26 protein-coding genes are annotated in these 26,205 nt (G+C 43.6%); 18 read left to right on the top strand and 8 right to left on the bottom strand.

Annotated features, from left to right (window positions below):
- Positions 1-266 precede the first annotated feature (266 nt).
- The 4 genes from AC1RM2_RS08430 to AC1RM2_RS08415 all read left to right on the top strand — a co-directional run bounded on the left by AC1RM2_RS08430 (position 267) and on the right by AC1RM2_RS08415 (position 5,728).
- Positions 267-2,171 (top strand): SGNH/GDSL hydrolase family protein, encoded by a 1,905-nt coding sequence (locus tag AC1RM2_RS08430; protein ID WP_492984562.1) that lies wholly within the window; start codon positions 267-269, stop codon positions 2,169-2,171.
- A gap of 534 nt (positions 2,172-2,705) precedes the next feature.
- Complete coding sequence (locus tag AC1RM2_RS08425) at positions 2,706-3,365, top strand: SMI1/KNR4 family protein (protein WP_492984561.1); 660 nt, start codon at positions 2,706-2,708, stop codon at positions 3,363-3,365.
- Between the two features lie 26 nt (positions 3,366-3,391).
- Positions 3,392-3,646 carry a hypothetical protein gene (locus tag AC1RM2_RS08420; RefSeq protein ID WP_492984560.1) on the top strand — a complete coding sequence of 85 codons (255 nt, stop codon included), beginning with the start codon at positions 3,392-3,394 and terminating at the stop codon, positions 3,644-3,646.
- Between the two features lie 669 nt (positions 3,647-4,315).
- Positions 4,316-5,728, top strand: a complete 1,413-nt coding sequence (locus AC1RM2_RS08415; protein ID WP_492984558.1) for an ATP-dependent DNA helicase — start codon at positions 4,316-4,318, stop codon at positions 5,726-5,728.
- Between the two features lie 51 nt (positions 5,729-5,779).
- Here AC1RM2_RS08415 and AC1RM2_RS08410 read toward each other — a convergent pair whose 3' ends face one another.
- Positions 5,780-6,445, bottom strand: coding sequence for an MBL fold metallo-hydrolase (locus AC1RM2_RS08410; RefSeq protein WP_492988238.1), 666 nt, complete (start codon positions 6,443-6,445; stop codon positions 5,780-5,782).
- A gap of 519 nt (positions 6,446-6,964) precedes the next feature.
- On the opposite strand from AC1RM2_RS08410, the gene AC1RM2_RS08405 reads away from it, so the two are divergent.
- The 3 genes from AC1RM2_RS08405 (at position 6,965) to AC1RM2_RS08395 (ending at position 10,570) form a co-directional block, all read left to right on the top strand.
- Positions 6,965-9,373, top strand: a complete 2,409-nt coding sequence (locus AC1RM2_RS08405; protein WP_492984557.1) for an ABC transporter permease — start codon at positions 6,965-6,967, stop codon at positions 9,371-9,373.
- A 230-nt stretch (positions 9,374-9,603) separates the two neighbouring features.
- Entirely contained in the window at positions 9,604-10,110 is a 507-nt protein-coding gene (locus AC1RM2_RS08400; protein WP_492984555.1) for a hypothetical protein, read from the top strand.
- 109 nt (positions 10,111-10,219) lie between these two features.
- Positions 10,220-10,570, top strand: a complete 351-nt coding sequence (locus AC1RM2_RS08395) for a nuclear transport factor 2 family protein (protein WP_492984554.1) — start codon at positions 10,220-10,222, stop codon at positions 10,568-10,570.
- On the opposite strand, the gene AC1RM2_RS08390 is transcribed toward AC1RM2_RS08395, so the two are convergent.
- The 3 genes from AC1RM2_RS08390 to AC1RM2_RS08380 form a co-directional block, all read right to left on the bottom strand.
- Positions 10,535-11,767 carry a hypothetical protein gene (locus AC1RM2_RS08390; RefSeq protein ID WP_492984553.1) on the bottom strand — a complete coding sequence of 411 codons (1,233 nt, stop codon included), beginning with the start codon at positions 11,765-11,767 and terminating at the stop codon, positions 10,535-10,537. The genes AC1RM2_RS08395 and AC1RM2_RS08390 overlap by 36 nt on opposite strands.
- Before the next feature lie 14 nt (positions 11,768-11,781).
- The gene (locus AC1RM2_RS08385) at positions 11,782-12,582 is read right to left on the bottom strand and encodes a hypothetical protein (RefSeq protein WP_492984552.1); all 801 of its coding nucleotides are present in this window, start codon (positions 12,580-12,582) and stop codon (positions 11,782-11,784) included.
- A gap of 287 nt (positions 12,583-12,869) precedes the next feature.
- Entirely contained in the window at positions 12,870-14,129 is a 1,260-nt protein-coding gene (locus AC1RM2_RS08380) for an NAD(P)-binding domain-containing protein (RefSeq protein WP_492984550.1), read from the bottom strand.
- 127 nt (positions 14,130-14,256) lie between these two features.
- Here AC1RM2_RS08380 and AC1RM2_RS08375 point away from each other — a divergent pair, with 127 nt between their 5' ends.
- The 3 genes from AC1RM2_RS08375 to AC1RM2_RS08365 all read left to right on the top strand — a co-directional run bounded on the left by AC1RM2_RS08375 (position 14,257) and on the right by AC1RM2_RS08365 (position 16,282).
- Positions 14,257-15,009 carry a hypothetical protein gene (locus AC1RM2_RS08375; RefSeq protein WP_492984549.1) on the top strand — a complete coding sequence of 251 codons (753 nt, stop codon included), beginning with the start codon at positions 14,257-14,259 and terminating at the stop codon, positions 15,007-15,009.
- 104 nt (positions 15,010-15,113) lie between these two features.
- A complete protein-coding gene (locus AC1RM2_RS08370; RefSeq protein ID WP_492984548.1) occupies positions 15,114-15,662 on the top strand; it encodes a hypothetical protein in 549 nt (182 codons plus the stop codon).
- Complete coding sequence (locus AC1RM2_RS08365; RefSeq protein ID WP_492984547.1) at positions 15,659-16,282, top strand: NUDIX hydrolase; 624 nt, start codon at positions 15,659-15,661, stop codon at positions 16,280-16,282. Before AC1RM2_RS08370 ends, AC1RM2_RS08365 begins: the two co-directional genes overlap by 4 nt.
- 55 nt (positions 16,283-16,337) lie before the next feature.
- Here the strand turns inward: AC1RM2_RS08365 and AC1RM2_RS08360 are convergent, their stop codons facing one another.
- Complete coding sequence (locus AC1RM2_RS08360; protein ID WP_492984545.1) at positions 16,338-17,039, bottom strand: carboxypeptidase-like regulatory domain-containing protein; 702 nt, start codon at positions 17,037-17,039, stop codon at positions 16,338-16,340.
- A gap of 159 nt (positions 17,040-17,198) precedes the next feature.
- Here AC1RM2_RS08360 and AC1RM2_RS08355 point away from each other — a divergent pair, with 159 nt between their 5' ends.
- Positions 17,199-17,477 carry a type II toxin-antitoxin system RelE/ParE family toxin gene (locus AC1RM2_RS08355; RefSeq protein WP_492984544.1) on the top strand — a complete coding sequence of 93 codons (279 nt, stop codon included), beginning with the start codon at positions 17,199-17,201 and terminating at the stop codon, positions 17,475-17,477.
- 14 nt (positions 17,478-17,491) lie between these two features.
- Positions 17,492-17,803 (top strand): HigA family addiction module antitoxin, encoded by a 312-nt coding sequence (locus tag AC1RM2_RS08350; protein WP_090643300.1) that lies wholly within the window; start codon positions 17,492-17,494, stop codon positions 17,801-17,803.
- Positions 17,804-17,891: 88 nt separating this feature from the next.
- Here the strand turns inward: AC1RM2_RS08350 and AC1RM2_RS08345 are convergent, their stop codons facing one another.
- The 3 genes from AC1RM2_RS08345 to AC1RM2_RS08335 form a co-directional block, all read right to left on the bottom strand.
- Positions 17,892-18,875, bottom strand: a complete 984-nt coding sequence (locus AC1RM2_RS08345) for a toast rack family protein (protein WP_492984543.1) — start codon at positions 18,873-18,875, stop codon at positions 17,892-17,894.
- A gap of 4 nt (positions 18,876-18,879) precedes the next feature.
- The gene (locus AC1RM2_RS08340; RefSeq protein WP_492984541.1) at positions 18,880-19,473 is read right to left on the bottom strand and encodes a PspC domain-containing protein; all 594 of its coding nucleotides are present in this window, start codon (positions 19,471-19,473) and stop codon (positions 18,880-18,882) included.
- A 307-nt stretch (positions 19,474-19,780) separates the two neighbouring features.
- Positions 19,781-20,485 (bottom strand): SDR family oxidoreductase, encoded by a 705-nt coding sequence (locus tag AC1RM2_RS08335; RefSeq protein ID WP_492984540.1) that lies wholly within the window; start codon positions 20,483-20,485, stop codon positions 19,781-19,783.
- Positions 20,486-20,698: 213 nt separating this feature from the next.
- Between AC1RM2_RS08335 and AC1RM2_RS08330 the strand changes: the two genes are divergently transcribed.
- The 6 genes from AC1RM2_RS08330 (at position 20,699) to AC1RM2_RS08305 (ending at position 26,074) form a co-directional block, all read left to right on the top strand.
- Positions 20,699-21,430, top strand: coding sequence for an MlaE family ABC transporter permease (locus AC1RM2_RS08330; protein WP_477359094.1), 732 nt, complete (start codon positions 20,699-20,701; stop codon positions 21,428-21,430).
- On the top strand, positions 21,427-22,179 hold the full coding sequence (locus tag AC1RM2_RS08325; protein ID WP_492984538.1) for an ABC transporter ATP-binding protein: 753 nt from the start codon (positions 21,427-21,429) through the stop codon (positions 22,177-22,179). Before AC1RM2_RS08330 ends, AC1RM2_RS08325 begins: the two co-directional genes overlap by 4 nt.
- A gap of 194 nt (positions 22,180-22,373) precedes the next feature.
- Positions 22,374-22,727, top strand: a complete 354-nt coding sequence (locus AC1RM2_RS08320) for a four helix bundle protein (protein ID WP_492984536.1) — start codon at positions 22,374-22,376, stop codon at positions 22,725-22,727.
- A 149-nt stretch (positions 22,728-22,876) separates the two neighbouring features.
- Positions 22,877-23,767, top strand: a complete 891-nt coding sequence (locus AC1RM2_RS08315) for a class I SAM-dependent methyltransferase (protein ID WP_492984534.1) — start codon at positions 22,877-22,879, stop codon at positions 23,765-23,767.
- Between the two features lie 123 nt (positions 23,768-23,890).
- Positions 23,891-24,958 (top strand): hypothetical protein, encoded by a 1,068-nt coding sequence (locus tag AC1RM2_RS08310; protein ID WP_492984533.1) that lies wholly within the window; start codon positions 23,891-23,893, stop codon positions 24,956-24,958.
- A 150-nt stretch (positions 24,959-25,108) separates the two neighbouring features.
- Positions 25,109-26,074 (top strand): Gfo/Idh/MocA family protein, encoded by a 966-nt coding sequence (locus AC1RM2_RS08305; RefSeq protein ID WP_492984532.1) that lies wholly within the window; start codon positions 25,109-25,111, stop codon positions 26,072-26,074.
- Positions 26,075-26,205: the final 131 nt, after the last annotated feature.

Raw genomic sequence — 26,205 nt, 5'->3', positions numbered from 1 at the left:
TTTCAACCCGTTGGATGAATAAACAATAGCCATGGAGTGCCATCGGCACGGCCCATTTTAATCGCCTTCAGACAATTGCGTTAGGGGTAGTAGCGGATACCGGCCTGCGCCTAAGGCCTGTGTAGTATGAGCGGATGACCCGGCCCCAACTTCTACCGGTTGGGGAAACGCGCCGCTATTGCACAGCACCATACAGTTAAGGACAGTTACCCGGTAACTTCTGTTAATTTCGCCTATTACCTTTGGTAAACCGAAATAATACCCTCATGAAACATACAAGGTTAATGGTACTGCTGGCAGCAGTAGTCCTGGTGCTTAGCGCTTACAAACCCAAAGAACAAACCTGGGTGGCTATTGGCGACTCGATAACTTACCTGAATAACCATTTGAATGAAACCGGTAACAGGGTAACAAAAGGCTACCTGACCAGGGTGATGGAGCAATTGCCCGGTTTACGCTATATTAATAAAGGCTTTAATGGCTGGACATCGGGCGGCATAGCCCAAAACATTGACAGCCTGGGGATACCCGCCGCAGATATTTATACCGTTTTTTTGGGGACTAACGACTGGTGGCAAGGCAGGCCCTGCGGCACCCTGGCCGACTATAAAGCAGGTAAAGGTAACGCTACAGTTTATGGATCGTTCCGGATCATTATCAATAAACTGCGTAGTTTAAACCCCGATGCCAAAATTGTACTGATTGCACCCATGCAAAGGGCTGACTTTGTTTATATCGCCGATAAGCGGAACAATGCCTTCGGGTCGTATCGTCAAAAAAACGGGCAGTGGTTGGAAACTATCGTGAACGCTATTGATTCTATCGGCCGTTACGAGCAAATACCTGTTGTTGATCTTTACCATAACCGGCAGCTGGATGTAAAAAACCTGGTGAAATTTAAACGCCTTAAAAACCCGGCATCGGGCGCTTATGTAAATTATGCCTACCCGGAATTTACACGGGTACCGTTTAATGCCGGCACCGACGATTATCCTTATCCAACAGAGGCTATCGGCTTAACCTATGATGGCCTGCACCCTTCGGATGCGGGCAACGCGGTTATAGCAGGGGAGCTTACCAAAGTATTTAAACCCTGGCTCGACGCGGATAGCGCCGGCGACTGGAAAAAATATATCAACCTGCGGGCATATACCAAACCGTTTTGGAAAGCAGATACCATTGTTGATGAATCGGTACAGGTGATGCGGCAGCAGGGCGGGTATACCGCCAGGTTGTTTTTCCGGCCTGGCAAAATTCTGTCGGTTAAAGCCGCCGATTATAGCAAGGTATATAAAAAAGGGCAGGATTGGGACGAAAAAGATGGTGGACTGGTAATTCCCGAAGGTTCATCCGTTCCATCCTTCAGTCCTGAAGACCTGGTTTTTAACGAAGCTAAACCCGGGCATTCCATGAAAGGCATAACACCGGGCACCTTTGTGTTGTTTAGCGAGGGCTCGTATTTCAGCGCCAGGCAAATATTGGTTTCGTACCTGCCGGCAAAGTCGCACCAATGGGCCGGGCCGGTGCCTGAATTTGCCCAACGCACACTGCCCAACACGCTGGGCAAGTTGAAAAAGCAAACCGGTTTAAAAATAGTTTTTTACGGCAACAGCATCGAGGTGGGTTATAATGCCAGCGGGCTTGAAAAAACACCGCCTTACATGCCGGTATGGCCACAACTGGTGGTGGAGCGGCTAAAGGCTGTTTATGGCAGCCAGATTACTTATGCCAATACATCAGTTGCCGGCCGCATGGCCAGGTGGGGGCAAGATTCGGTACGCCAGCGGGTGATAGCAGAAAACCCCGACCTGGTTGTGATAGGATTTGGCATGAACGACGGCACAGCCAGGGTAGCACCCGAAACTTACCGGGAACAAATTAAAGGCATCATGGACTCGGTAAGGCTGGCCAATGCCAAAACAGAATTTATTTTGATAGCCCCCATGCTTGCCAATCCGGCTTCCGGGTTCAGCGGGTTGCAGCCATTGTACAAAGCCGAGCTGGATAAGCTGGCAGGTAAAGGCATTGTAGTTGCCGACATGACAGGTGTACACCAGGAATTGTTAAAGCACAAGATTTACCAGGACATGACGGGTAACAACATCAACCACCCGAATGATTACCTGGCCAGGTGGTATGCACAATATATTTTGGGCCTTTTAACCCGGTAGCCCCGGTATTGTCCTTGTTGGTGTTCCCCGGCAATTTGCGGGGGTGTCTCCATAGGTGTTGGCAGGAAAAAAAAGAGGAGCATGCGGTTCCTTCTCGTGGGAACGAGGAGGATGGGATGGTTCGGCCAATAAAGTTCTAATAAAACAAGCGCAAACACCCTCGCGGTATTTGCGGCTTAACCTAAACCTATGAAAACATTCTTACTATGAAAAGAACATAAACAGGTATTCAAAACCCGGTGCCAACAGGCAAAAACTGCCTGTGGATGCTCTAAACGGCATTTTTAACCATGCCCATTTTCCACACTATGGAAAATATTGCCTTTTTTGGAAAAAATGTTCCGATGCGGTTGCTCCCCCCTTTCCTCAAGTCTTGAACAATTGCCTGGCGGACGAACGACTGGTGATTAGTTCAGAATATTTTCTTAAACAGCGCATTCCACAATCGCTGCTTTACCATCAAGCTATCTTTTGCGGTGGTTGCCAAATCATCAATAGTTACCTAACTTAGAACCAAATCCAAAAACTTGATTAATGAATACCGGATTATGGCAACAATGGAACAAAAACTGGGAGCGGATGCTCACCATTGCCATTGATAGAAGATGGTTTGTTAAGCCTTTGCAGATTAAACCTGTAATTGATCTTTGGGATGTTGTAGCGCTGGAAGAAAGGCTTGGTTTTCAGTACCCCAATGAGTTTAAACACATCCTTGTAAATTACTCCGGGGGAGTTCATTTTTCCTGGTCGATAAAAAATGAAGAGCCGCTTTTTGAATTTAAAGACACGTTTGCATCAGGTCACTATTTATGGGATTTTGAAAGCTTGAAACAATACGATTACTGGCTCACAGCGGACAATGCATGTTTGGATAAAAATGATATCATGTATGATGAAGCCTATCTAAACAAAGTTCCGTTTCTGCATGTTTTTAATGGGGATGAAATTGTGTTCGATGTATCCAAAGGATTGGATAACTGCCCGGTAGTTTATTTAAACCACGAGGACGACCTGTTGCACGGAGCTAAACTCGCTGATAACTTCATTGAGTTTATTACAATCTGGTCAAATATTGGAGGTGCTGGTGCAGAGTGCTGGCAATTGGAATCTTTCTATGACTACAACCAACAAAAGCTAACCAACAGAGGCCTTGTTTTTGACAAGTGGCAGCAATGGCTAAATCAACCCGCTTAATATCAATATCAACTAATTTATACGCCATGCCTCCACGCCAAACCATTTCCTTTTTCGATAAGCTAAGCAAACAGGTGATAAGCATACAGGTTGCCAGCTCGGCGCAGCTGCCACAAAGTGCCGGGTATTTCAATACGGATACCAACCAGGTTTTATTGGGGAGGGATCGATTTAGCGAATGGGAAACATTAACCGGCCACCTGGAGCGGCAAATAGAATTTATCTTAAGCTTGCAAAAAGTGACGGGGGAGGAGAGTCAAGAGATTAGAGTCAAGAATTAAGACTTTTGATCGGGGTATGACCGCCCTCTTTATAGCCTGCGCTGCCTGGAGTATTGCAGCTGTTGGAATATCGCCGGCCTTCGAATGATTTTAAGCTTCGGCAATTTTAGCCACATGTAGTAATTTTAAAGCCGGGGATTACTGGTTCTCCGGGCGGGTTTTTCAAGAAAATTTACATGGAATTTCACTTCTGTTTTTTTGTGTGATTTTTTGTATCATTTGTTGAAATAAGTAACACTTTTTTGTTAAAAAATCAGCAATAAATGACTTGTTTTTAGCTATTTATTGTGGGTTTAAGGAGCATTTTAGGAGATAAAAAAGAGTACGTATATTTGTAATGATTACAAGCAAAAAACAGCCTCTCCCTTGGCAGTTGGGCGGGTTAGACAAGACAAGCGCATCCTGGTTAAATGATCCGGCTACCGAAGGGACTTGTATTAGCCAACAACAGGCGCAGGTATTTGGATGCGCCTAAATTGCCTGATCATTTTTAGTGTTAACCATGATAAAATATAAAATATTGATTATTAAATATTTATAAATATTTTATCTGAAATGTGTTAAGTTATGTTAACCCAATTAAATGCGTTTTCCCTTGTGGGGAGGTGCTTCTGTTGTAAGTATTGCGTTTTGTTTATATATTAATCGCGATTTACTTATGAAGAATAAATGGCCGATCAGCCCACGTTAAACCCCGATCAAAAGGCGGCTTTTAAAGCCATTCAAAAGTTCCTGGACCATCCGGCGGCCAACGTATTTGTGCTGAAGGGATATGCCGGAACCGGTAAAACTTTCCTGATGCAGCGGATTGCCAAATGGCTGGAAGAAAAAGAGAAGAAGTTTAGGATGCTTGCCGCCACCGGCAGGGCCGCCAGCGTTTTAAAGGGTAAAACGGGCTTTACAGCCTCTACCGTACACGGCGAAGTTTACAGGTTTAGTAAAATTGACGGCCTCGACGATCATATTGCCAACAGCGCCGCCAGTACCACCAGTGCCCAAATGACCTTGCAATTCATGATTCGCCCGCCAGATCAGGAAGCGATAATTTATATTGTGGATGAAGCGTCGATGCTTTCGGCCGAAATTGGGGTGAGCGACAGTTTAGCGGTTTTCGGCTCGGGCGTGTTGCTGGACGATTTTTTCCAGGCGGCGGGTAACAATAAAATTATTTTTGTCGGCGACCCCTGCCAGTTGCCGCCGGTGGGTTCGGCATTTAGTCCGGCCCTGGATGTTGAATGGCTCAACCGCCAGCAAAAAGTGGCAGTTTCGGTTACGCTCACTATGATTGAGCGCACAAAAGGCACTAACGATATCCTGGTTTTGGCAGGCGCTATCCGGGCTATGCGGGATGATAAAACACCTGGTAAATTTCCAAAACTTCCGGCATCGGGCCTCAACAATGTCAAGCTACATTTAACCGACAGCGCGATGTTTAACGACTACGCCGCTAAATACAAAGCTTTGGGAACTAACATGGTGCTTGCCATAGCCCGAAGCAATAAAATGGTGCAGCAGCTTAACCGCGCTATGCGCCGCGAGTTGTTTGGATCGGAGCACGAGCCATTGCGCGAGGGCGATGTACTGTTGGTTACTCAAAATAATTACGCGTTCCCGTTAACCAATGGCGATTTTGTGATCATTAACGAGCTGGGCACCATAAGTACGAAAGCCACGCTGAAATTCCAAAAAGTGCGGATCACGGCAATTGCATCCGGCAAAGAATACAGTATTATGCTTTCATTAGATACTTTAAGCAGTTTAAAGGGCAACCTTACCAACGACGATTCAAAATATTTAATGATTGATTTTGCCGAGCGGATGCGGGCGAAAGGAATTTCCCAACGCAGCGAGCAGTATCAAACAGCCATGCGCGAAGATGAGTACCTTAATTGTCTAAAAGCCAGCTATGGCTACGCGGTTACCTGTCACAAGGCCCAGGGTGGGGAATGGGCAAACGTGTACCTTTTCCTTGAAAAAAGCATGTACGCCATGCCCTATCCCGAATTGTGCAACTGGTGGTATACCGCCGTAACCAGGGCCAAAGAAGAGCTAAACCTGGTCAGCAACTGGTGGGTACGGTAGGGGATTTACGTATACGCGTTTTAAAACTCCCCCTTCAGGGGGCAGGGGGGCTTAGCTCAACTCCTCATAAGCAGCAGTTAATCCGCGTTCAATGCCGTCGCCCTGCCACTCGGGTGCGCCGGGGATAGTTTTGGCGGTCATGATCTCGTCTTTTGATTTGCCCGCTTTAATACTGCTACCCACATAGGTTACCAGGCTTTCCATAAAATGTTGCATGGCTTTTACATCGTCCATATTGCCGGTCACCTTCAACGGATCGAGCGCGTGGCCGAAAACGAAGATGGTGTTTTTATCAAACTGTTTGGTGGCTGCCTCCAGGGTGGTTATCCAGCTTTTGCATGATGCGCCGGCGCTACGATCAACAAACGGGAAACGGCGGTTAAAAACCAAATCGCCGGTGTGTACTACGTTGGCATTTTCAAAGTGAATAAAACTATCGCCATTGGTGTGGCCCGCGCCAAAGTAGTGCGCAGTGATGTGCTCGTCGCCCACCTTGGTTTTCCATTTATCGGTGTAGGTAATGTTAGGGTAAAGTTGCTTGTCGTCGTTATTTTGTTTTGCTGCCGCAGCTTTTTGATTGGTAAGCGAATTGGCATGAGCGGCTACATTGGCTGCGATGCCTTTAAAAGAGATGTTGCCGCTGGTATGATCGCCGTGGTGATGGGTGTTAATGAGCCATTGAAAAGGTTTGTCCGATTTCTTTTTCAGTTCGGCAATAACATGAGTAGCCTGTTCGGGGAACTCAGCATCAACTACTACGATGCCTTCTTTATTTACCAGTCAGGCAATGGTGCCGCCTTTTTCGGCAAACATGCCCACGTTACCACGCAGGGTTTTAAACTGAAAGGCTGGGTCCTGCAGCAAGGCGGCCAGGCTTCTTTTTCCGAATAATGCGATTGAGCCCGCGGTAAGGGCTGTTGTAGCTAAAAATTTACGGCGTTCCATTTTTGGTTCATTGGTTTACTGGTTCATTAGTTCATTGGTCTTGTATGGCGGCCAATGCTGGAAATGGGTTTAGTAAATTTAGGTATTTTAATTATGAAGTATCAAGTAGTTGTATCATGTATCAAGATTGATGCATGGCGCCATAACATACCCAACCTGATGCCGCATGCAAATACCAATGAACTAATGAACCAGTGAACCAATGAACCAATGAACTAAAGCGTTAAATAATGTTAACCCTCCCACTTACCTCGTGCAATCAAATTATCTTTATATGATAAAACAAACCTTATGCTGAAAAACTACTTTAAACTGGCCTGGCGTAACCTTTGGAAAAATAAGGTATTCTCGATAATCAATATTTTCGGGTTGTCTGTGGGGATAGCTTTTACCATGCTTATCGGCGCATATATATGGGGGGAGGTGCGGGTGAACCACCAGCTTAAAAATTTCAGGAACCAGTATATTTTAACCAGCAGGTGGAAAGATGCCGGGCAGGGCAATGAAATTGCTTCAGCCGGGCAAATGCCCCGGGCTTTGCGTGATAATTACCCTAACCTGGTTGCCAATTATTACCATTTTGATGGTGTTACAACCAACGTATCAAAAGGCGATAAACATTTCAGGGAGAGCCTGCAGTTAGGCGATAGTACATTTTTTAATATGTACGGCTTTAAATTGCTGTATGGTGATGTCAAAACGGCCATGAATGATCCGTTTGCCGTGGTGCTTACCCAAAAGATGGCCCTGAAATATTTTGGCCGACTTGATGTGGTTGGGCAAACCATCAACTTTGAAAGTTTTGGCGGCGAAAAGCGCGATTTTACCGTTAGTGGCGTACTTGGCGATGTGCCCAAAAACTCGGTAACCAATCTGGATCAGAACAATAACTCTGATTTCTTTTTTACGGCAGCCGCTGCCAGATTTTTTAAACGCAACCTGGAAGGCTGGACAAACTTCAGCACGGTAGGCTATGTTGAGCTGAAGGAAGGCGTTACCGCCAAAGACCTGGAGCAACCCCTGCGCGATTTGATGAAGCGCAATGCGCCGGCCGATATCAGTAAAAGCCTTACAAACATCGCAATCCCACTTGAGGATTATTACCTGGATGGCTGGGGTGGTGCTGCCAAACGGGTGTGTTATACGCTGGGCTATATTGCCTTGTTTATCTTGTTGATGGCTATTATCAATTTTGTAAATATCTGTATCGGGCGCTCTTCGGGCCGGATGAAGGAGATGGGCATCCGTAAGGTGTTGGGCGGATTACGCGGCCAGCTGATCTGGCAGTTTTTAATCGAGTCGGTGCTGGTGGTTTTAATAGCTACAGTTATCGCATTGGTATTTTACACGCTTTGCAGGCCATATTTTAGTAATGTTTTGGGCGGGCAAATTAGTGGGCTTTTTGCTTTCCCATGGTATTTTATGGCTATACCCGTTTTATTTGCTGTATTGGTTGGGATAGTGGCTGGTATTTACCCGGCGCTGGTGTTATCCGCTTTAAAATCTATCGATTCGTTAAAAGGTAAGCTGGCGTCGGTAAAGGAAAGTGTGTTGTTTCGTAAAACGCTGGTGGGTTTCCAGTTTGGTACGGCAACTATTGTATTTATCGGGGCCCTTATTGTTTCGCAGCAAATTAACCTGTTTTTTAACGGCAAGTTGGGGTATAGTAAAGATTATGTGGTGTATGCCCAGCTGCCCAGGGATTGGTCGGTAAAAGGGGTACAAAAAATGGAATCGATAAGGGTGCAGCTGGCGCAAATGCCCCAGGTAAACAGTGTATCGCTTTCGTGGGATATCCCGAACGGACAAAACGGGGGCAATTACCCGGTGTATAAACAAGGCGGCAACCCGGCACAATCTGTTACAGCTACGGGTTTAATGGTTGATAACCAATACGCGGCAACCTACAATATACCCATGCGCGCCGGTACCTTTTTTAAGCCGGTTTTTATTGCGGCAGATACCACGCAGGTGGTGATTAACGAGTCGCAGTCCAAAATGATGGGGTACAAAAATCCGGGCGATGCTATCGGACAAAAAATAATGCAGCAGGGCAGCAATATCCCTTTAACCATCTGCGGTGTTACTGCCGATTTTCATTTCGGATCGATGCATGACCTGATGCCGCCCATTACTTTCATGAATGTAAACTATACCACCTATTACCGCTATTTTTCGGTAAAACTAAAACCAGGTGATATGCAGCAGAGCCTTACCGCCCTGCAAAAAAAATGGAGCGAGTTATTACCCGGCGCTCCTTTTGAATACAGTTTTGTTGACGATGCCCTTAAAAAACTTTACCAGTCAGAAATTCAACTGAAGCAAGCAGCTTACATAGCCACAATACTGGCCATTATCATCGTGCTGTTAGGTGTATTAGGGCTGATATCATTGAGTATACAGAAACGCACCAAAGAGATAGGCATCCGTAAGGTGCTTGGTTCGTCGGTTACCGGAATCATCAGTTTATTTATGCAGGAGTTTTTAGGGGTGATAGTAATTGCCTGCCTGGTGGCCTGCCCGCTGGCCTACTGGATGATGAGTAGCTGGCTTAATGATTATGCCTACCGGGTAACCATCGGCCTGAATCCGTTTATGGCAGCTATTACAGGTCTTACGCTGGTAACGGCCTTACTGATCAGTATTCAAACAATAAAGGCCGCGCTGGATAGCCCGGTTAAAAGCTTGAGGAGCGAATAGATTAGTCATTGGTCATTTCGCTGCGCTGTCATTGGTCATTGAATGATTAATTAATAGTGAACGTTATTTAATCTAATAGAGTCAGCGGCTCGGCTCGTTTTGTAGTGGCTGGTTATACCCCGTTGAAAATGAACAATGTAAAAGATGGGTGCCATAGGCCCGGCCCATATAATTTAGCAAGGCGTTATGGAAATATCATCAGTTTCACATCTGGTAAGAAATAATATTATATGAATGTATTTATGTATTTCCCGCTTTTAATGCTTTTGGCATTAAAAGCAAACTGTCAACAAAAGCAAATAAATAATGATATAGAAACGTATACACAAAAAGTTAAGATATGTAGCTTCACTGTTCGTGCAACATTTGCCGAATCTGGTAATATGAAGTTTACAATATCTGCCGATTCTGTTCATTATAGCAGTATCCGGTATAATCATGACGGAACAGTTAGTGTAAGGGGAATCGATACGGGCGTAAAACCGGAAGATTGGACAAGGCTACTTAATTCTTTTAATCTTGCTGATTTTGAAAAAGTTAAGACAGGTAAAAGTATTGGTTATATTGACAGATCAGATCTTTTTACAATTGTTGAAACAAGCAAAGGAATAAGGGAAATTGTTAATCCTGATAAAAGAGATTTAGAATATAAACGGATTGCAAAATTTGTAGACAAGCTTTGGGAAGTGGTTTACAGGCTAACAAAAGACTCTCCGGAGACAATCACTCATCGCTGATTTTTTTGCTCTTTCTTGGTTTTGGGGAAATAAATAAAAGGGCGTCATTGAGGCATAATTTATGGTGATAAATGCGATGCAGTTAACACATGTATAAAATGATTGTGCTATGCTTCACGAAAATGATATTAAACAACTATATGCCGATTTTAATAAGCGGGATATCGACAGTGTTTTGAAACTATTTGATGCCGATGTTGAATGGCCCAACGGATGGGAGGGCGGCTATGTACACGGGCACAGGCAAGTACGGGATTACTGGACAAGGCAATGGGGAGAAATTGATCCGCAGGTTATCCCTGTTGGTTTTGATGGCCTTGCCGACGGCCGGTTGCAGGTTGAGGTAAAGCAAACTATTGAAGATAAAAACGGCCAATTACTTGCCGAAGGAACTGTAATGCATATCTACACTTTTAGGGATGGATTAATCAGTAGGATGGATATTGAAATGGTTAGCTGATTTAGTCAGATCATCTCCCATAGTCCCATCTTTTTGTACTGGCTGCCGGGTTGCTCTTTTCCGTTTGGGCTTATCATTGTCTTTAAGCCGGTAACAAAGCAGAATCAAAAGGAATACGGTGGCCCCAATGCTAAATGACGTTAAGATCCAGAACAGTTTATTGCCATTGTGTTTGGCAAATGGTTCATGTTCCGGTAAAAATATAAGGGGTTCTTCGTCTGGAACATCGTTTCTTGAATGAACGGCGGCAAAATAATATTTAAAGTCATCATTATTAGCTGTAATTCTGTTCATATACGTCAATTTATCCAATGGTTCGCTATTAAAATCGGCTTCGCATTTGGCCACGAACACTTTGAAATTTAAATCCTTTTCGGTGGGGGATAACCGGTTGCTGATGGTTTTACTGTACCTGATGGCCAGCCACGCTGCCGGCCATATTTTTTGAGGCTCCGGGTCTTTTTTTAATTTATACCTCGATGTTACCACTGCCAATGCACCATATTTGCCAGCCTCGCCGTACTGCGGCATTACTTGCGATGGGTTTACGTAACGCATAAACCTTATAGAATCGGCAGTCAGTTTTTTTAACCGCTGCATGGTACTTAGCTTGCTATCAATAATTACCAGCGTTTTTGGGTTGGCCCGTTTGCGCATCGCAGTTATGATGTTTGTATCGGGGAAAAGATGATTAAAAAGAGGCACGGCAGTGTAGGCTGTCATCACAAAATCGGTGTTGTTTTTCCCTAAAACAGAAAATACCATCTTAACGTGCGCAGCTTTTTTTGCGCTATAAAATTGTTTAACAGTGTAGTATTTTGTGATGGGCAGGGTGTTAATCTGGCTAATGCTATCAAGGGCAGTTAGCTTACCTGTAGCCGTTTCTACATATTGCTGCGCTATACCTGTTGGTATGGCCCACGCGAGCCCGGTTATATAAATAAAGAATACCATTGGGCTCCGCCCGCCGTTGTTATTATACTTAAGTAATTTTAAATGTGGACGTAGCCAAATAATAACTACGATGAATACCAATACGCCGGGTATGGCAAAGTTTATATACCATTCAGACAGGCTCACAACATTAAACCGGATTGCCAGTAACCAATGTAAAAAAGTGTAGGCAGCCAAAGTGATACCGCCTATATATAGAAAGGGCAGAAATATCAGCTTAAGTTTAGCCTTAAATTGTTGCATACAGGTATAGGTTATTATAAAGTAGCCTTTATCCAGTTATGAGCAAACTCAACAAATGCCTCGTTCACAAACGGAAATACGGTAACGTTGGGAATATGATTAACCTCCAGTAAATATTTTTGACCGTTGTTACCTACCATATAATCAACACCTACGGTTTGAAGGTTAAAATGTTTAGCTATTGCCCGGCTATCTTGTAATAATCCTGCATCAACATCCATTTCCCATGATCCTTCGTTATGGATAGATTTTAACCAGGTATCGCCTGTAAGCCGTATTTGCCAGTACTTATTGCCTACAAGCATAATTCTTACAGCTTCGCCGTCAATAAATTCTTCGATAACCGAAGTTTCGGTACTTGTCCATTCTCCCGTGAACCGGCTTTTGTCTTCGCCGCAATGCCAGATGCCCCACTTGGCCACAACCTCTGTTGCTGCTGCATATTCCTGGGTACCAATAACCATTCCTCTTTTTATGCCCGAATAGGTTGATACTGACAAGGCCCGCACTAATCCGGGAATTCGTTGCCGAAGGTCCATCATCCCGATAGCATTTGGCAGGCACGGCCCGTTCCAAAGGGCTAAAAGGGTAATAAAATCGAAATCATTGTCGTAAATACCATGGAATATTACCTTATCGACAAGCAGGTATTTATCAGGTACAGACGGGCTTTCTACAAACAACTGTCCCTCTACGAGTTTAGCCTGTGGCACCTGGTCGTATTGTACAATTAGGTATTCGAAACCAAGGTTTTGTTTTATCGCGTTAACTTCGGCTTCTTCTAAGCCAACTATTAAAATTCGTTGCTTGTCCATTTTTCAAATATCGGGATATTGTATGTTTGTTGATGTTGTACTGAATATTTTAGGTACTTATTTTCGTGTTAGGGATCGGCGTGGATACCGGCCTCGCGCTTAAGGCCTGCGCATTATGAGCAAAGCCCGGCCGCAGGCAACACCCGTTTTGGAAAGAATCAAGAATTAAGAGTCAAGAATCAAGACGGAAGAAAAAGGTTTTTTTCGAGATCGGTTCTCTTGAAGAGCACCATCCGGATTTTATGCTTAAAAATCCGAAATCGAAATTCCAAAATCCGAAATCAAACCTACTCCATCATCAGCCTCCTGATCAGCTCGGCGCTTTGGGTTTTGCCTTCTTCCAGCCTGTGGCTGAAAAAGGATTGTACTTCGTTGAAGTGCTTTTTGTAGCCCTCCATATCGCCGTAACCAATAATGGCCGACCATTCCCTTACCGCCGAGTGGAACTCCAGATCATCGCCCCGGATGGTTTTATCGTAAAGGGCAGTTTCGATGGATTCTTCTAACAGTTCTTCGTTTTTAAACAGGTACTCGGCAATGCCAAGCCTCAGCCGGAAGGGTGGGGTTTGGCAAATGAGGTTGTCATAAGGGTTTACCCCCAGGTGGTACCAGGCATCAACCATGCTCAGGATACTCAGGTGCGAGTTGGGTTTCTGATGATCAGCATGTTGCGACAGCGAAAACTCTTTCATCACGGTATCGCTCAGCATAATAGGTTTGCGGCTTTCATGAAAAACAAAATCGCGGGCTTTGTACAGGCGTTCCCTGAAGGCTTGCGCTTCTTCTTTGATCATGAGCTTAAATAATTCCGACTCTGACTCCGAGTAGCGTTTTACCTGCTGGCGCGCGTAGGGGTTTAAAATGGCCAGCCCGGCGTATACGTGTGCTTTATAGCTAAAAATGCGCAGGGTGGTCAGTATCTTTACATTATCGATACCGCCCAGGTACGATGCGTTTTCCCAGGGAAAAAAGCCGGCGGCTTTCCAGGCGGTGCCCATGCTTTCAAAACCTACGTGGGTAACAGCTTGGGTATCGGCCACAATTTTGTCGTGCTCGTGGTAATCGGCAATCTCTACAATATCGCTGCCAATAGCTGTAAACAAATCATACATGCGCTGATAAGCATCTGCTTTTGCCCGGTGCGGAATCAGGATAAGTGTTTGCCCTTTAGGTTCAAAGCCCGGCCCGTGCATGGCATGAAAAGTAATGATTTGCACATCGGCGGGCAGGTATTTTTCAAATATGGCTATCTCGGGGTGCTTAACGGATGTTTGGCCGGCAACAATGGCCCCGTACTTGGTAAGCGGACCGCACTCGGCTACTACCTGTTCCAGTTTGTCGGCCTCAACCGAGTAAATAACCAGGTCGTTTGTGCGGGATACATCGCGCGCGCTATCCATTATGGTGATGCCAAAGGGGCTAAGTTCGTTTTCAAGCTTGTCGCGGTTTTCGGGTAAATCGCAGCCGCAAACGGTGTAACCTGCTTTTGCAAAAGCCTTTGCGTACAAACGCCCCATGTCGCCCAACCCAATGATACCTATATTCATGCTGCTAATATAACTATGAGTAGCAAAATTCCGTATGAAACCTTACATTAGCGATCAGAAACATGGAGGATAATAAAATAAAAACCATTAAAATCCTGTTTTGTTAATAACAGGTACCTAATTTTACATGATGAACAAGCATTCTATATTCCGTATCTCTGTTTTAATGGTCATAATTTTAGGCATCAGTGGTATGGGCTTTGCCCAGGATACTGTTAAAAAAGCTGCTGCTAAACCGCCTGCCGCCAAAACGGCTGTTGTAAAACCGGTGGTGAAATATGGCGCGGCCACACCCGCAGGTACTGCTAAACCTGCCATCACTCCCCCAAAATACAACTATCAACCCCGCCCTACAGCTGCCGATTCGGCCCTGGCCAAAGACAAAAGCCTGAACGGACAATATCAATATTTGTTAAGTAAATTATATCGTTACCAGCAGCCCTTGGTATCGGCTTTATGGAAAAACCTGCAGGATACTTTAAAAACGGAACGCCGCAATCTTAAAGAGGCCCAGGCCAAATTGGCCGCGCAAACACAGGATATTACCGGCCTTAAAACCGATGTTGCCACCAAAAGCCAAACGCTTTCCGAATCAAACGCCAAACGCGATGAGATAAACCTGGCCGGCATAAGCTTTACCAAAGCCACCTACAATTTGATGATGTGGGGCCTGGTAATTGTTTTTGGCCTGGCGGCCGCCATTGTGATAGCCCGCTCGGGCGCACATAGCCGCGAAGCCAAATACCGCATAAAACTGTACAACGAGCTTGACGAGGAATACAGAACCTACAAAGCCAAAGCCAACGAAAAAGAAAAGAAACTGGCTCGCGAACTGCAAACCGAGCGTAATAAGCTGGATGAACTGTTGGGTAGAGGGTAGGTTGATTTCGGATATCGGATTTTCGATATCGGATTTATTATTATTGCGTTATCAAAAGAACGTTTAGCCATATCTTCATTGTCGCGGTAAATTATTATTTGCTGATGTTGGCTGTCGGTATTATTTTAATGTTTTTTACTGTATTTGGGGCCCGGTACAATGTATGGGGAATTCTGTTCGTAAATATCATCGCACTTACTGCCTGTATTACCTATGAAATTAGAAGAGCAGTTTTTAAACAACAATCTATTGGTGAATTGATTATTGGAAACGACAATAAAACCGATGTCTTGTTTCAGACTAAAAGATTTACTATAACCCGAATTCCATTATTTGTTTTGCTTTTAATTACCCTGGTATTAAATGAAAGTTTGATAGCAGGGCTTGCTGATAGTATAAAGTTTGGTATAGGGGATATTCTTTATAACGGGCTGGTATTTGTTTGCATATTTTGGGGCTTTAAAAACTTCTTTTTAAGACCCGATTGGCTTCCGCTCGTTTTAATATGTGGAGGCGTATTTTTAGCTGGCTTTATTTTTAAAACACGTCAAAATATACTGTTGTTCGATATCGAATACATATTGGCAATCATTTGGTTATTGGTTGGCATGTTGTATAAATCAAAAAGTGCAAACATCTCCAACATTCCATGAACAATACCCAACTTTTAACCCTTATAACCCGCCTGCGTTCGGTGGCCGATGTGGGTTTGCTGTATGCCAAAAACGAGTATGATATTGAACGTTATGCCGAGTTGCAGCATATTGCAATTGAAATGCTTGATAATGTTACTGGTTGGGGCATAGATGATATTAAGTTTAACTTCCCGATGCCGCATGATTACCCTACAGCTAAGGTTGATGTACGCGGGATGTTATTAAATGCCGAGGGTAAAATATTGCTGGCTAAGGAAAGCGCCGACGGCAAGTGGAGCCTGCCGGGTGGCTGGGCCGACGTGGGCTACAGCGCCAAAGAGGTGATTGTTAAAGAATTTGAAGAAGAAACCGGGCTGGAGGTAGTTGCCGATAGGTTATTGGCGGTATTCGACAAAAAAATGCACCCTCACCCGCCGCAGCCCTTTTACGTTTACAAAATGGTGTTTCATTGCAAAGCAGTAACGACCGCCGTTAAACAAGGTTTTGACATGCTGGATGTTGAATATTTTGACATCGATAACCTGCCAGAACTATCAGAAGACAGGATATTGAAAAGCCAGATTGAGTTGCTTTATCAAAAGGTTATCAGTGGTGATTTGGCGGCAGAGGTTGATTGATAGCCAGCCCCCTCTATATCTCCCCTACCGGGGGATTTAGAGGGGGTTACTGCTCTTACTGCAAACTGCCCGGTGCCGGCGCCAATTGAGGTAAAGCTTTTTTATTGGCAGGCAAGGCCTTATATTTTTTATAGGCATCGTTGATATAGGCCGTCATACTTGGGGCGTTGTTGTTTTTGAGGAAAGCATAGCTTGGGCGATATAGCGACATGAAGTTTTCCAGCTCGGCACCGCGTAACGGTATCACACTTTTTACATAATCTACGTTAAATGCTTCGTCAATTTGCCGCTCTTCCTCGGCATGTTGGAAATATCTTTTTAAGCGCCGGGCATCCTTTCCCTCTTTGCTAAACCAGGTTGATGGCGACATTACAAATACTTTGCTTTTGGTGTAAACCTCGGGATATTCTTTACGCGGGTCGAAGGCTTCTTTGGTAGCGCTTACGTTTACCTGCCTTAATGATATGGTTTGCGATATCATATCTATCCGTTTTGGCCTCATATCAGTAATGTATAAAGTGTCTGATACATAGCCCGGTGCATTAAATATCAGTGTATGGCCCGTTGCCGTGCGAATGCTGAAATTACCATTGTTATCGGTAATCGTGATCTGTTTGTTGGTGACATCTTTTACAAAAACATTGGCCAGTTTTTCGTTTTTGCTTTTTTCATAAACCGATCCTTTTAACACATCCTGGGCTTGCACATGTGCAGTTATAAATAGGCCAATTATCAATATTAGGTAGTTCGGTTTCATGGTAGTTGAATTATGCCGTAAAATAAACTTATTTTTTGAGCATATGGTTTTCAATTTAACATATTTAAATATGGATGGTGGTTTAATGACAAAGGGGTGAGAGATAAATATTTATTATCAAAATATTGACACCTGAAACGTTTCTCGTTACATTTGTAAATGATTATTAGCATTCGGCATAAAGGGTTGCGGCTATTTTTTGAAAAAGGGGATGCTTCAAGGTTAAATGCTCAACACGTAAGTAAGATCAGATTAATCCTTACCCGTTTAAACGCTGCAAAAACTATAGCCGATATGAATGTTCCGGGATATGGACTACATCAGCTAAGCGGCGAATTGAAAGGCTTTTGGGCTGTAAAAGTTGATGAAAATTACCGGATTATATTTCAGTTTATTGCTGAAGACGCTTTTGAAGTTGATTATTTAGATTATCATTAACAAGGAGAAAAAAAATGCAGATGTTTGACCCAGCCCACCCGGGCGAATTAATCCGTGAAACCCTTGAAGGGATAAGGGAAGAAACAGGAAAAAAATTAACAGTTGAGCAGGTTGCCACCGGCCTGGGAACAACCCGTAAAACATTGTCGGCTATAATTAATGGCAAACAGAGCATTAGTTCAGATATGGCATTGCGCCTGAGCGCAGCCTTTAATACAACACCTGAGTTTTGGCTGCACGCGCAGGAAAATTATGATCTGGCCCAGGCCCGCAAAAAGTTCGACATAAAAAAGGTTACTGTTTTTTGGCATCCGCAGGTCGCTTAAAAATTTCTGCCACAAAAAAACCGCCTCATTTTCATGAAGCGGCTAATAGAATATATATTAGTTCTGTCCCGGTAATGGTTGGGCAGGTTTAATAACGGTTCACTTTAAAATCAGATATGCCACCATTCATGTGGATGTATATCTTGTTTTTTGCAGCATCAAAACCCGGGGTTTCGTAGCTGTTATCATTCTTTTTGGTAAAGCCCTCAAATTCATTTGATGACAAACCTGTATTGGCATTTATACTGCAAGCAGCATCTTTAGGCACATTAATAATAACCTCTGATACTCCTGTAGATACCTCTACATTAGTGCTTGCCAGCGGTGCCCCAAGCTTTACTTCAAATGAAGCTGCACCACCCTTTAAAGTTACACTTTTTATTTTAAATTTACTTAAATCAAAATCTAATTTTGTTGCCCCTGTTTCCACATAAATGTCCCAGATAGGGTTCGGGTTTAGTTTGATATCTGCCAGGTTCGATTTGTTGCTATCAGAGTCAAAATGCCAGCCCTTATTGCCCTTCATTTTAAAATTTAACACATATACAGAATCTTCCTTGTTGGCATTAAATTCATATTTGCCGTAAAACTCTTTTGTTTCTGCTTTAAACAGCTGGCTGGTAGTATCATTTAAAGTATAAGTAGTAGCACCGCCATTGATATTCAAACGGGCAAACTTAGCGTCGGCGGTATAATCTTTATTAAAAACGCTACTGCCTTCAATTTTTGTTACGCCCTGATCGGTGTTGGTGCTGTCGCTATCATCGTTATTGTCGTTATCATGGTCGTCATCAAAGTTGATAAAAGTGTTGGGCCAAAAATGATAGCGGTTACCAAAGTTGCCAAACAGCAGCAGCGAGAAGCCACCAATTATTACGGCCAGTTTTACCACTGTTGCCAAAGGCGACCGGTTACCAGCGAATACCAGGTTTACACCACCTATAATTAAAAATATAGGCCACAGGTAAAGTATATTCATCCATTGAAAATGGAAAATATGGAAGTTATGGAGCAGGAATATGGCTCCTATGCATACCAGGATTGTTCCGGGAATAAGTCTGTCGGTTTTCATGGTTTTATATAGTTGGAGGGGTGTTGTTAAAATTGTCGTCTTTTTTCTCTTCGGTATTCATCGGCTGTTCAGCTGCATTTACTTCGGGCTCAGCAGTTGTATTTTGCCAACCTTCTTTTTCCCATGGCTGCCTTTTTTGACCCGATACCATCATCGCCAGGCCACCAACTACAAGGATTGCGGGCCATAGCCTTGCCACATGCCAGAAACGAAAGACGCCCAATTCATGAAACAGGAACACTGCGCCGAAAAATATAAGGATACAGCCAAAAATGATACCAGCAGGTGTTGATGTTTTTTTAGGGAACACGGGCTCAAAAGGAGCACCAGGACTTGCCGGCCTATTGGCGTCAAAAGGAGCGAAAGGCTGTTGTGGCGGTACACGATAATCAACATTGGGGTTAAAATAGCCGACGCCTTTGTTTGGTATAACTATCCACAATACGATATAGGCCATAAAGCCGGTACCCATAAATATAAAGGTGAGTACAAATAATGCGCGTATAATAGCAACATCCATATCAAAGTACTCGGCCAGGCCGGCGCAAACGCCGCCTATTTTCTTCCGGTATTCATCCCGGTAAAGTTTCTTTTCCATAATTTTATTTAAATATCGTTCAGTTGTGATTGTTTGATGATATAAAGGTATATATGGTGGCTCAAAACGCCTATATATTATAGGTTAGCAGGGGCAACAAGTCGGTGAACTGCCGTGTTTCAGCGGTGAAAAAGTTGTGATTGGTCATTTCGCTACGCTGTCATTGGTCATTGTCGCTGCGCTTGTCATTGGTTGGTTTATTAAAAAAATAGAACAGTTGTCACTTAATCAGACTTGCCCTTAATGACCAATGACCAATGACCAATGACCAATGACCAATGACCAATGACCAATGACCAATGACCAACTACAATTGGCCTGGCGCGGGCTTAATGATTATCTCATCTACATTGGCGCCGGGGCTCATCCTGTAAATATTGATGATTGCCGATGCTATATCTTCAGGTAAAACCATGGTGTTTTTATCCACAACTGCATCTTTCCATGAATCTGTTAAGGTTGACCCCGGAATTATTGCTGTTACTTTTATGCCATGCTCCTGCGTTTCAAGCCTCATTATTTTTGTTAAGCCTAACAACGCGTATTTGGTTATGCTATAGCTGCCGGCCTGTACAACGGGGTTTAATGCAGCTACCGAACAGATATTAAAAAAGTGTCCCTTATGTGCGCTCATCATGGTTTTGCCAAAAAAACGATAAAGTTCGTAAGTAGGCATCAGGTTGGTTTTTAGCTGTTTATCAAAGGTGTCATCGGCATCGTCCAATATGCTCGATGGGATAAAAGTGCCCAGGTTATTTACTACTACATCAATAAAACCAAGTTCCTGCTGCGCGGCGGTGGCAAAAGCCAGCAGTTGGGCCTTATTGCTGCCATCTGCAACCTTTGCAAAAACTTTAATACCAGGGTTTGACCTGTTAAGCAGGTCTGCGAATTCAAATAATTCTTTTTCGTTTCGTGAACAAATTGCCACGTTTAATCCTTCATTGGCGAAGGCCACGGCAATGGCGCGGCCCATGCCTTTTGTTGAACCGGTGATGAGGGCGTTTTTCATGACGATGTGCTATATTTTTTTAGTTAAATGTTCGTTATTGCAGCGTCCAGCTTAGCGGCGCAAGTTTTATTTATTGTTTTAAAGCTTTACAGCACGAATTTACGTAAGCTGTATGAATAGCTTGCAAAAAGCGCCTATTTTAGGCAATTAAACAATAGCGGCTGGGATGCTAAATTTAAAAATGTAATTTTATCCAATTTTTAACATATACCTATGATTCAAAGTTTAGGCAGATATATACTTTTATTACGTTTAAGTTTTCGAAAACCCGAAAAATTTTCGGTGTATTGGGCCGAGGTAATGCGCGAAATGGTGTCGGCTGGCATTGGCTCTTTAGGCATCATCATGATCATCTCGGTTTTTATTGGCGCAGCGGTAACTATTCAAACAGCTTTTCAGTTAATCTCTCCTTTAATTCCCAAATCGGTTGTAGGTGGTATCACCCGCGATAGTATGGTTTTGGAGTTCAGCCCAACTATATCATCATTGGTACTGGCTGGTCGTATTGGCTCAAGCATGGCATCGCAAATAGGCACCATGCGCGTTACCGAGCAGATAGATGCTTTGGAGATAATGGGTGTAAATGCGCCGGGTTACCTGATATCGCCGAAGGTTATAGCCGGTGTTACCATGTTTCCGTTACTGGTAATCGTATCTATATTATTGGGTTTTATAGGGGGGTATATAGCCTGCTTTACATCAAGCGAAGTTACTACCGATGATTTCCTGATTGGTTTGCCCGATGGCTTTAACACGGTAATTATTACCGTGTGTATGGTTAAGGCAGTTGTGTTTGGCTTTATTATTACTACCATATGCAGTTACCAGGGCTTTTACACATCGGGCGGTGCGCTTGAGGTAGGCCAGGCTGCAACACGCGGGGTTGTATTTAGCTGCGTAATGATACTCATGTTTGATTTAATTATCTCCCGCCTCTTCCTATGATAGAAATACAAGACATCTATAAAAAATTCGGAGAAAACGAAGTACTTAAAGGCATCAGCTCCACTTTTGAACCGGGCATCAACAACCTTATAATAGGGGGATCGGGATCCGGCAAAACAACATTATTAAAATGTATAGTTGGCCTGCATGAACCTACCCAGGGCGATGTGCTTTTTAACGGTGAAAACTTTACTGATATGGGTTTTGAGCAACGCGTACCCATCCGCACGCATATAGGCATGCTTTTCCAAAACTCAGCTTTGTTTGATAGTATGACTGTAGAGCAAAACATCATGTTCCCGCTTAACCTGTTCACTAACCAAACGCGCGCCGAAAAGCGTGACCGGGCTAACTTTTGCCTGGAGCGTGTTAATCTTGCCGGCAAAAACAAGCTTTACCCATCCGAACTTTCGGGCGGTATGAAAAAGCGGGTAGGCATTGCCCGTGCCATATCCATGCAACCCAAATACCTTTTTGTTGATGAGCCAAACTCGGGCCTCGACCCGGTAACATCTATCCTGATAGATGACCTGATAAGCGAGCTTACCGTAGAGTATAACATGACCACGGTTGTAGTAACCCACGACATGAACTCTGTAATGGGTATAGGCGACCATATTGTTTTCCTGCACCAGGGTAAAAAATGGTGGGAGGGAAGCAACAAGGAAATTGCCCACACCGACAACAAAGAACTTAACGACTTTGTATTTGCCAGCCGGTTTATGCGGGCAGCGAAGGCGAAGTTATGATTAGTAGTAAGTATCAAGTAGTAAGTAGTAAGATTTTTTTACGAGTATCAAGTAGTTAGTAGTAAGTATCGAGATTTTTTGATTGGGCAATTTGAATTAATTGTCAATACACTATCTTTAATAGGCACTAATTTCACATCACACGAGGGCAGCTGTCTTGATACTTACTACTAACTACTTGATACTAAAAAAACATGCACAATTTTAAAGAACTAAAGGTTTGGAAAGCAGGCATAGAGATATCGAAGATTACTTTTCAATTGTGTAGAGCGTTTCCATCCGAAGAAAAATATGGGTTGATTTCCCAAATGGTTCGTGCAGCCATTTCGATTCCATCAAATATTGCAGAGGGTTGCGGCAGAAAGTCAAATAAGGAATTATATCAGTTTCTAAATATAGCATTAGGTTCATCTTTTGAACTCGAAACCCAATTCATTATCGCAAAAGAATTTGGTTATGTAACACAAGAAACACAAGACATAGTCTGCGCTCAGATCAACGAAATTCAAAAGATGATTCGCGGCTTTCAAAAAAGCCTTGTTATATAGTATCAATTACCCGGATGTTTGCCGGAATTTAAATTGATTGGAATGCATTTCCCTGCACCAATCTGCTATCCAAAAAAAGATACTAAATTTGCGCCACACAAGTGCAGCGGTCTTACTACTTACTACTTGATACTAAAATCTAAAAAAGAATGATTCAACTACTTACCCCAGCGCACTGGAAAGATTACGAGCTGATTGATTGCGGCGATTTTGAAAAGCTGGAGCGTTTTGGGAATATTATATTAATACGCCCCGAGCCGCAGGCGGTTTGGAGCAAAGGCTTGCCTGCTTCTGAGTGGCAGCGCTTACACCATATCAAATTTAAAGGTCGGTCGGCCACCGCAGGCGACTGGGTGAAAAAAGATCAGAAAACGCCCGACCGCTGGCACATTGAATATAAAAACAACGATGCAGCCATTAAATTCCGCCTGGGTTTAACTTCGTTTAAACACCTGGGTATTTTCCCTGAGCAGGCTGTTAACTGGGATTACATAACCCAAAACATTAAGCGTTTTAAAACCCCGCAGCCCAAAGTACTTAACCTGTTTGCTTATACGGGCGGAGCATCGCTCATTGCGCAGGCAGCCGGTGCCGATACTACGCACGTGGATTCTATTAAACAGGTAGTTACCTGGGCCAACGAAAACCAGGAGATATCGGGCTTGAGCAATATCCGCTGGGTGGTTGAGGATGCACTTAAATTTGTAAAGCGCGAGTTAAAACGCGGCAAAAAATACAATGGCATTATCCTTGACCCGCCTGCTTACGGCAATGGCCCTAACGGCGAAAAGTGGAAGCTGGAAGATAATATTAATGAGATGATGGCCGATGTGATGCAATTACTTGATCCCGAAGAACATTTCCTGATCCTGAATACTTATTCGCTTGGCTTTTCATCAGTAATTATCGAAAACCTGATAAAAAGCGCTTTCCCTAAAGTTGAAAACCTGGAAATTGGCGAGCTTTACCTGCAGGCCACCGCGGGATCAAAATTACCACTTGGAGTTTTTGGAAAGTTTCATAAACTTAAAGGTAATTAATTATCAATATTTATATTTGCCGCAAACTAAAGCGGCTTTTATTGCTTTATAAGTAGCTGAAAATTAGTTTGCATTTACAATACATCTTACATACACCTGCCATTTACCGAACTTCGAAGACACATGAAATTAAAAAACGTCCTACTATCTGCCACCCTGCTCTTATCGTCTATTATACTATTACCGGGCTGTTCGCAAAACGACAAAACCGGAAAGACCGATAGTAAGAAAACCGCCGCTAAAACCGATGCGGCCGCAGCCGAGGCTGCTGACACGCTTAGCGTTAAAAAGTCGGATTATCCCCCAGTAGATAAAAAACTGTACGACTCATTAATGAAAGTTAATGCGCATGGCGATACTACAGGCAGATGGCCGGTTAAAAACACGCCATACCCTATAGGTGGGGCTATATTGCCATTTAAGCGTGTAGTTGCTTTTTATGGCAACTTATACAGCAAAAAGATGGGCATTTTGGGCGAACTGCCACCTAAGGAAATGCTTGCCAAATTAAAAGGCGAAGTTAAAAATTGGGAAAAAGCCGACCCTAAAACACCCGTGCAGCCGGCCTTACACTACATTGCGGTAGTAGCGCAGGGCGATGGCGGTAAAGATGGTAAATTCCGTTATAGGATGCCGTTTAAACAAATTGACAGTGTGTTGGTACTAGCAAAAAAAGCGCATGCCATTGTGTTTTTGGATGTTCAGGTTGCATTGAGCAACATACAGGCCGAGTTGCCTTTATTAGATAAATACCTGGCAATGCCACAGGTACATTTTGGTATGGACCCGGAGTTTTCGATGAAAGATGGCAGCAAACCCGGCAAAAAGATTGGAACCTATGATGCCGCAGATATTAATTTTGTATCTGACCACCTGGCAAAAATTGTGAAGAAGAACGGCCTGCCGGCTAAAATTTTAATAGTTCACCGCTTTACCAAAAAGATGGTGACCAATTACAAAAATATCAAGTTACATCCCGAAGTGCAGTTAGTAATGGATATGGACGGCTGGGGCGAACCTGATTTGAAAACCGGTACCTACCGTTATTTTATTAACCAGGAACCGGTACAGTTTACAGGTTTCAAACTGTTTTACAAAAACGATATCAAAAAGGCCCCTCATCATATGTTAACTCCTGAAGAGGTTTTATCAAGATACAAGCCATATCCTATTTATATTCAATACCAGTAGGTTGTAAGTGCGACGTTTTACGTTGTACATGCCATAGTTAAATATGTAGTACAGTAAGTAATACAAAACCCGTAAACTCATCAGCTTACGGGTTTTGTATTATATATATTTGCTGTTAATAACGTACAACTTATAACCTGTAAAACTATTATGATCAAATGGGGTATTATTGGCTGCGGGCGGATAGCGCAAAGGTTTATGCAGGGCTTTGCTGCGGTTGATGGCGTTGAGCTGGTTGCCTCCTTTTCGCGGCGGCCGGTTACAGCTGATGATTTTGTAGCAAAATATGGTGGCAAAGCTTGCTACACTATTGATGATTTGCTGGCAAGTGATATTGATGCGGTTTATATTGCAACCTTGCCGGATAGCCACGCAGCATACAGCATTGCTGCCCTTAAGGCAGGGAAGCACGTGCTTTGCGAGAAACCGGCAACGGTAAACTTAGCCGAACTTGATGAAGTTTTAAAAGTGGTTAAGGCAACAGGCTTATTATTTATGGAGGGAATGAAACCACCCTTTTATCCATTATACACCAAACTGAAAGAATACCTGGCAACAGATCCCATTGGGTCGGCCGGTTATGTAAGGGCCGGATCGGCTGTTGCAGATTGCCCGCCCGATCATCCAAATTATAACCTTGAACTTGTTGGCGGCAGCTTGATGGGTATAGGTATTTATGAAGCTTTTTTGGCGATAGACTGGCTTGGCGATTTGCAAGAAGTACAAACCATGGGGCGATTTGGGCAAACGGGTATTGATATGTTTGCCATATTCCAGACGATGCACAAGGGTGGGTATTCACAGTTATACGCGGGTTTCGATTTGCATGGTAAGGGCGATGCGCTGATAGCTGGTCCGCTTGGGCATGTTACAATTCACAAAAACTGGTGGAACCCGGCAAGGGCTACTATTGATTATTTGGATGGACGTTCGGTTGAAATCAATGAGCCTTTTATTGCGGGAGGCCTGAATTATGAATTGGAACACTTTTGTGAGTTGATCAGATCTGGTACCACAGAAAGCCCGGTCATCCCACACCAAATGTCGCGGCAAATGATTGATATGATAGATAAGGCAAGGGCGCAGGTAGGGTTGAAATATCCTTGCGAAAAATAGAGTCAAGAGTTAAGAATCAAGAATTAAGACTTTAAGCCGTGTCCCAACTGTCGCGGGGTTTTAACCCGTGACCAACCTGGTTTCAGCTTTCAGCTGAACCGCGAAGCCACAGGCTTCGGCCAGGTTTACCC

It is taken from the genome of Mucilaginibacter sp. GW822-FHT03E02, assembly GCF_058801545.1.
The sequence above is the reverse complement of the archived record's forward strand: the minus strand, read 5'-3'. Positions and strand labels throughout refer to the sequence as shown.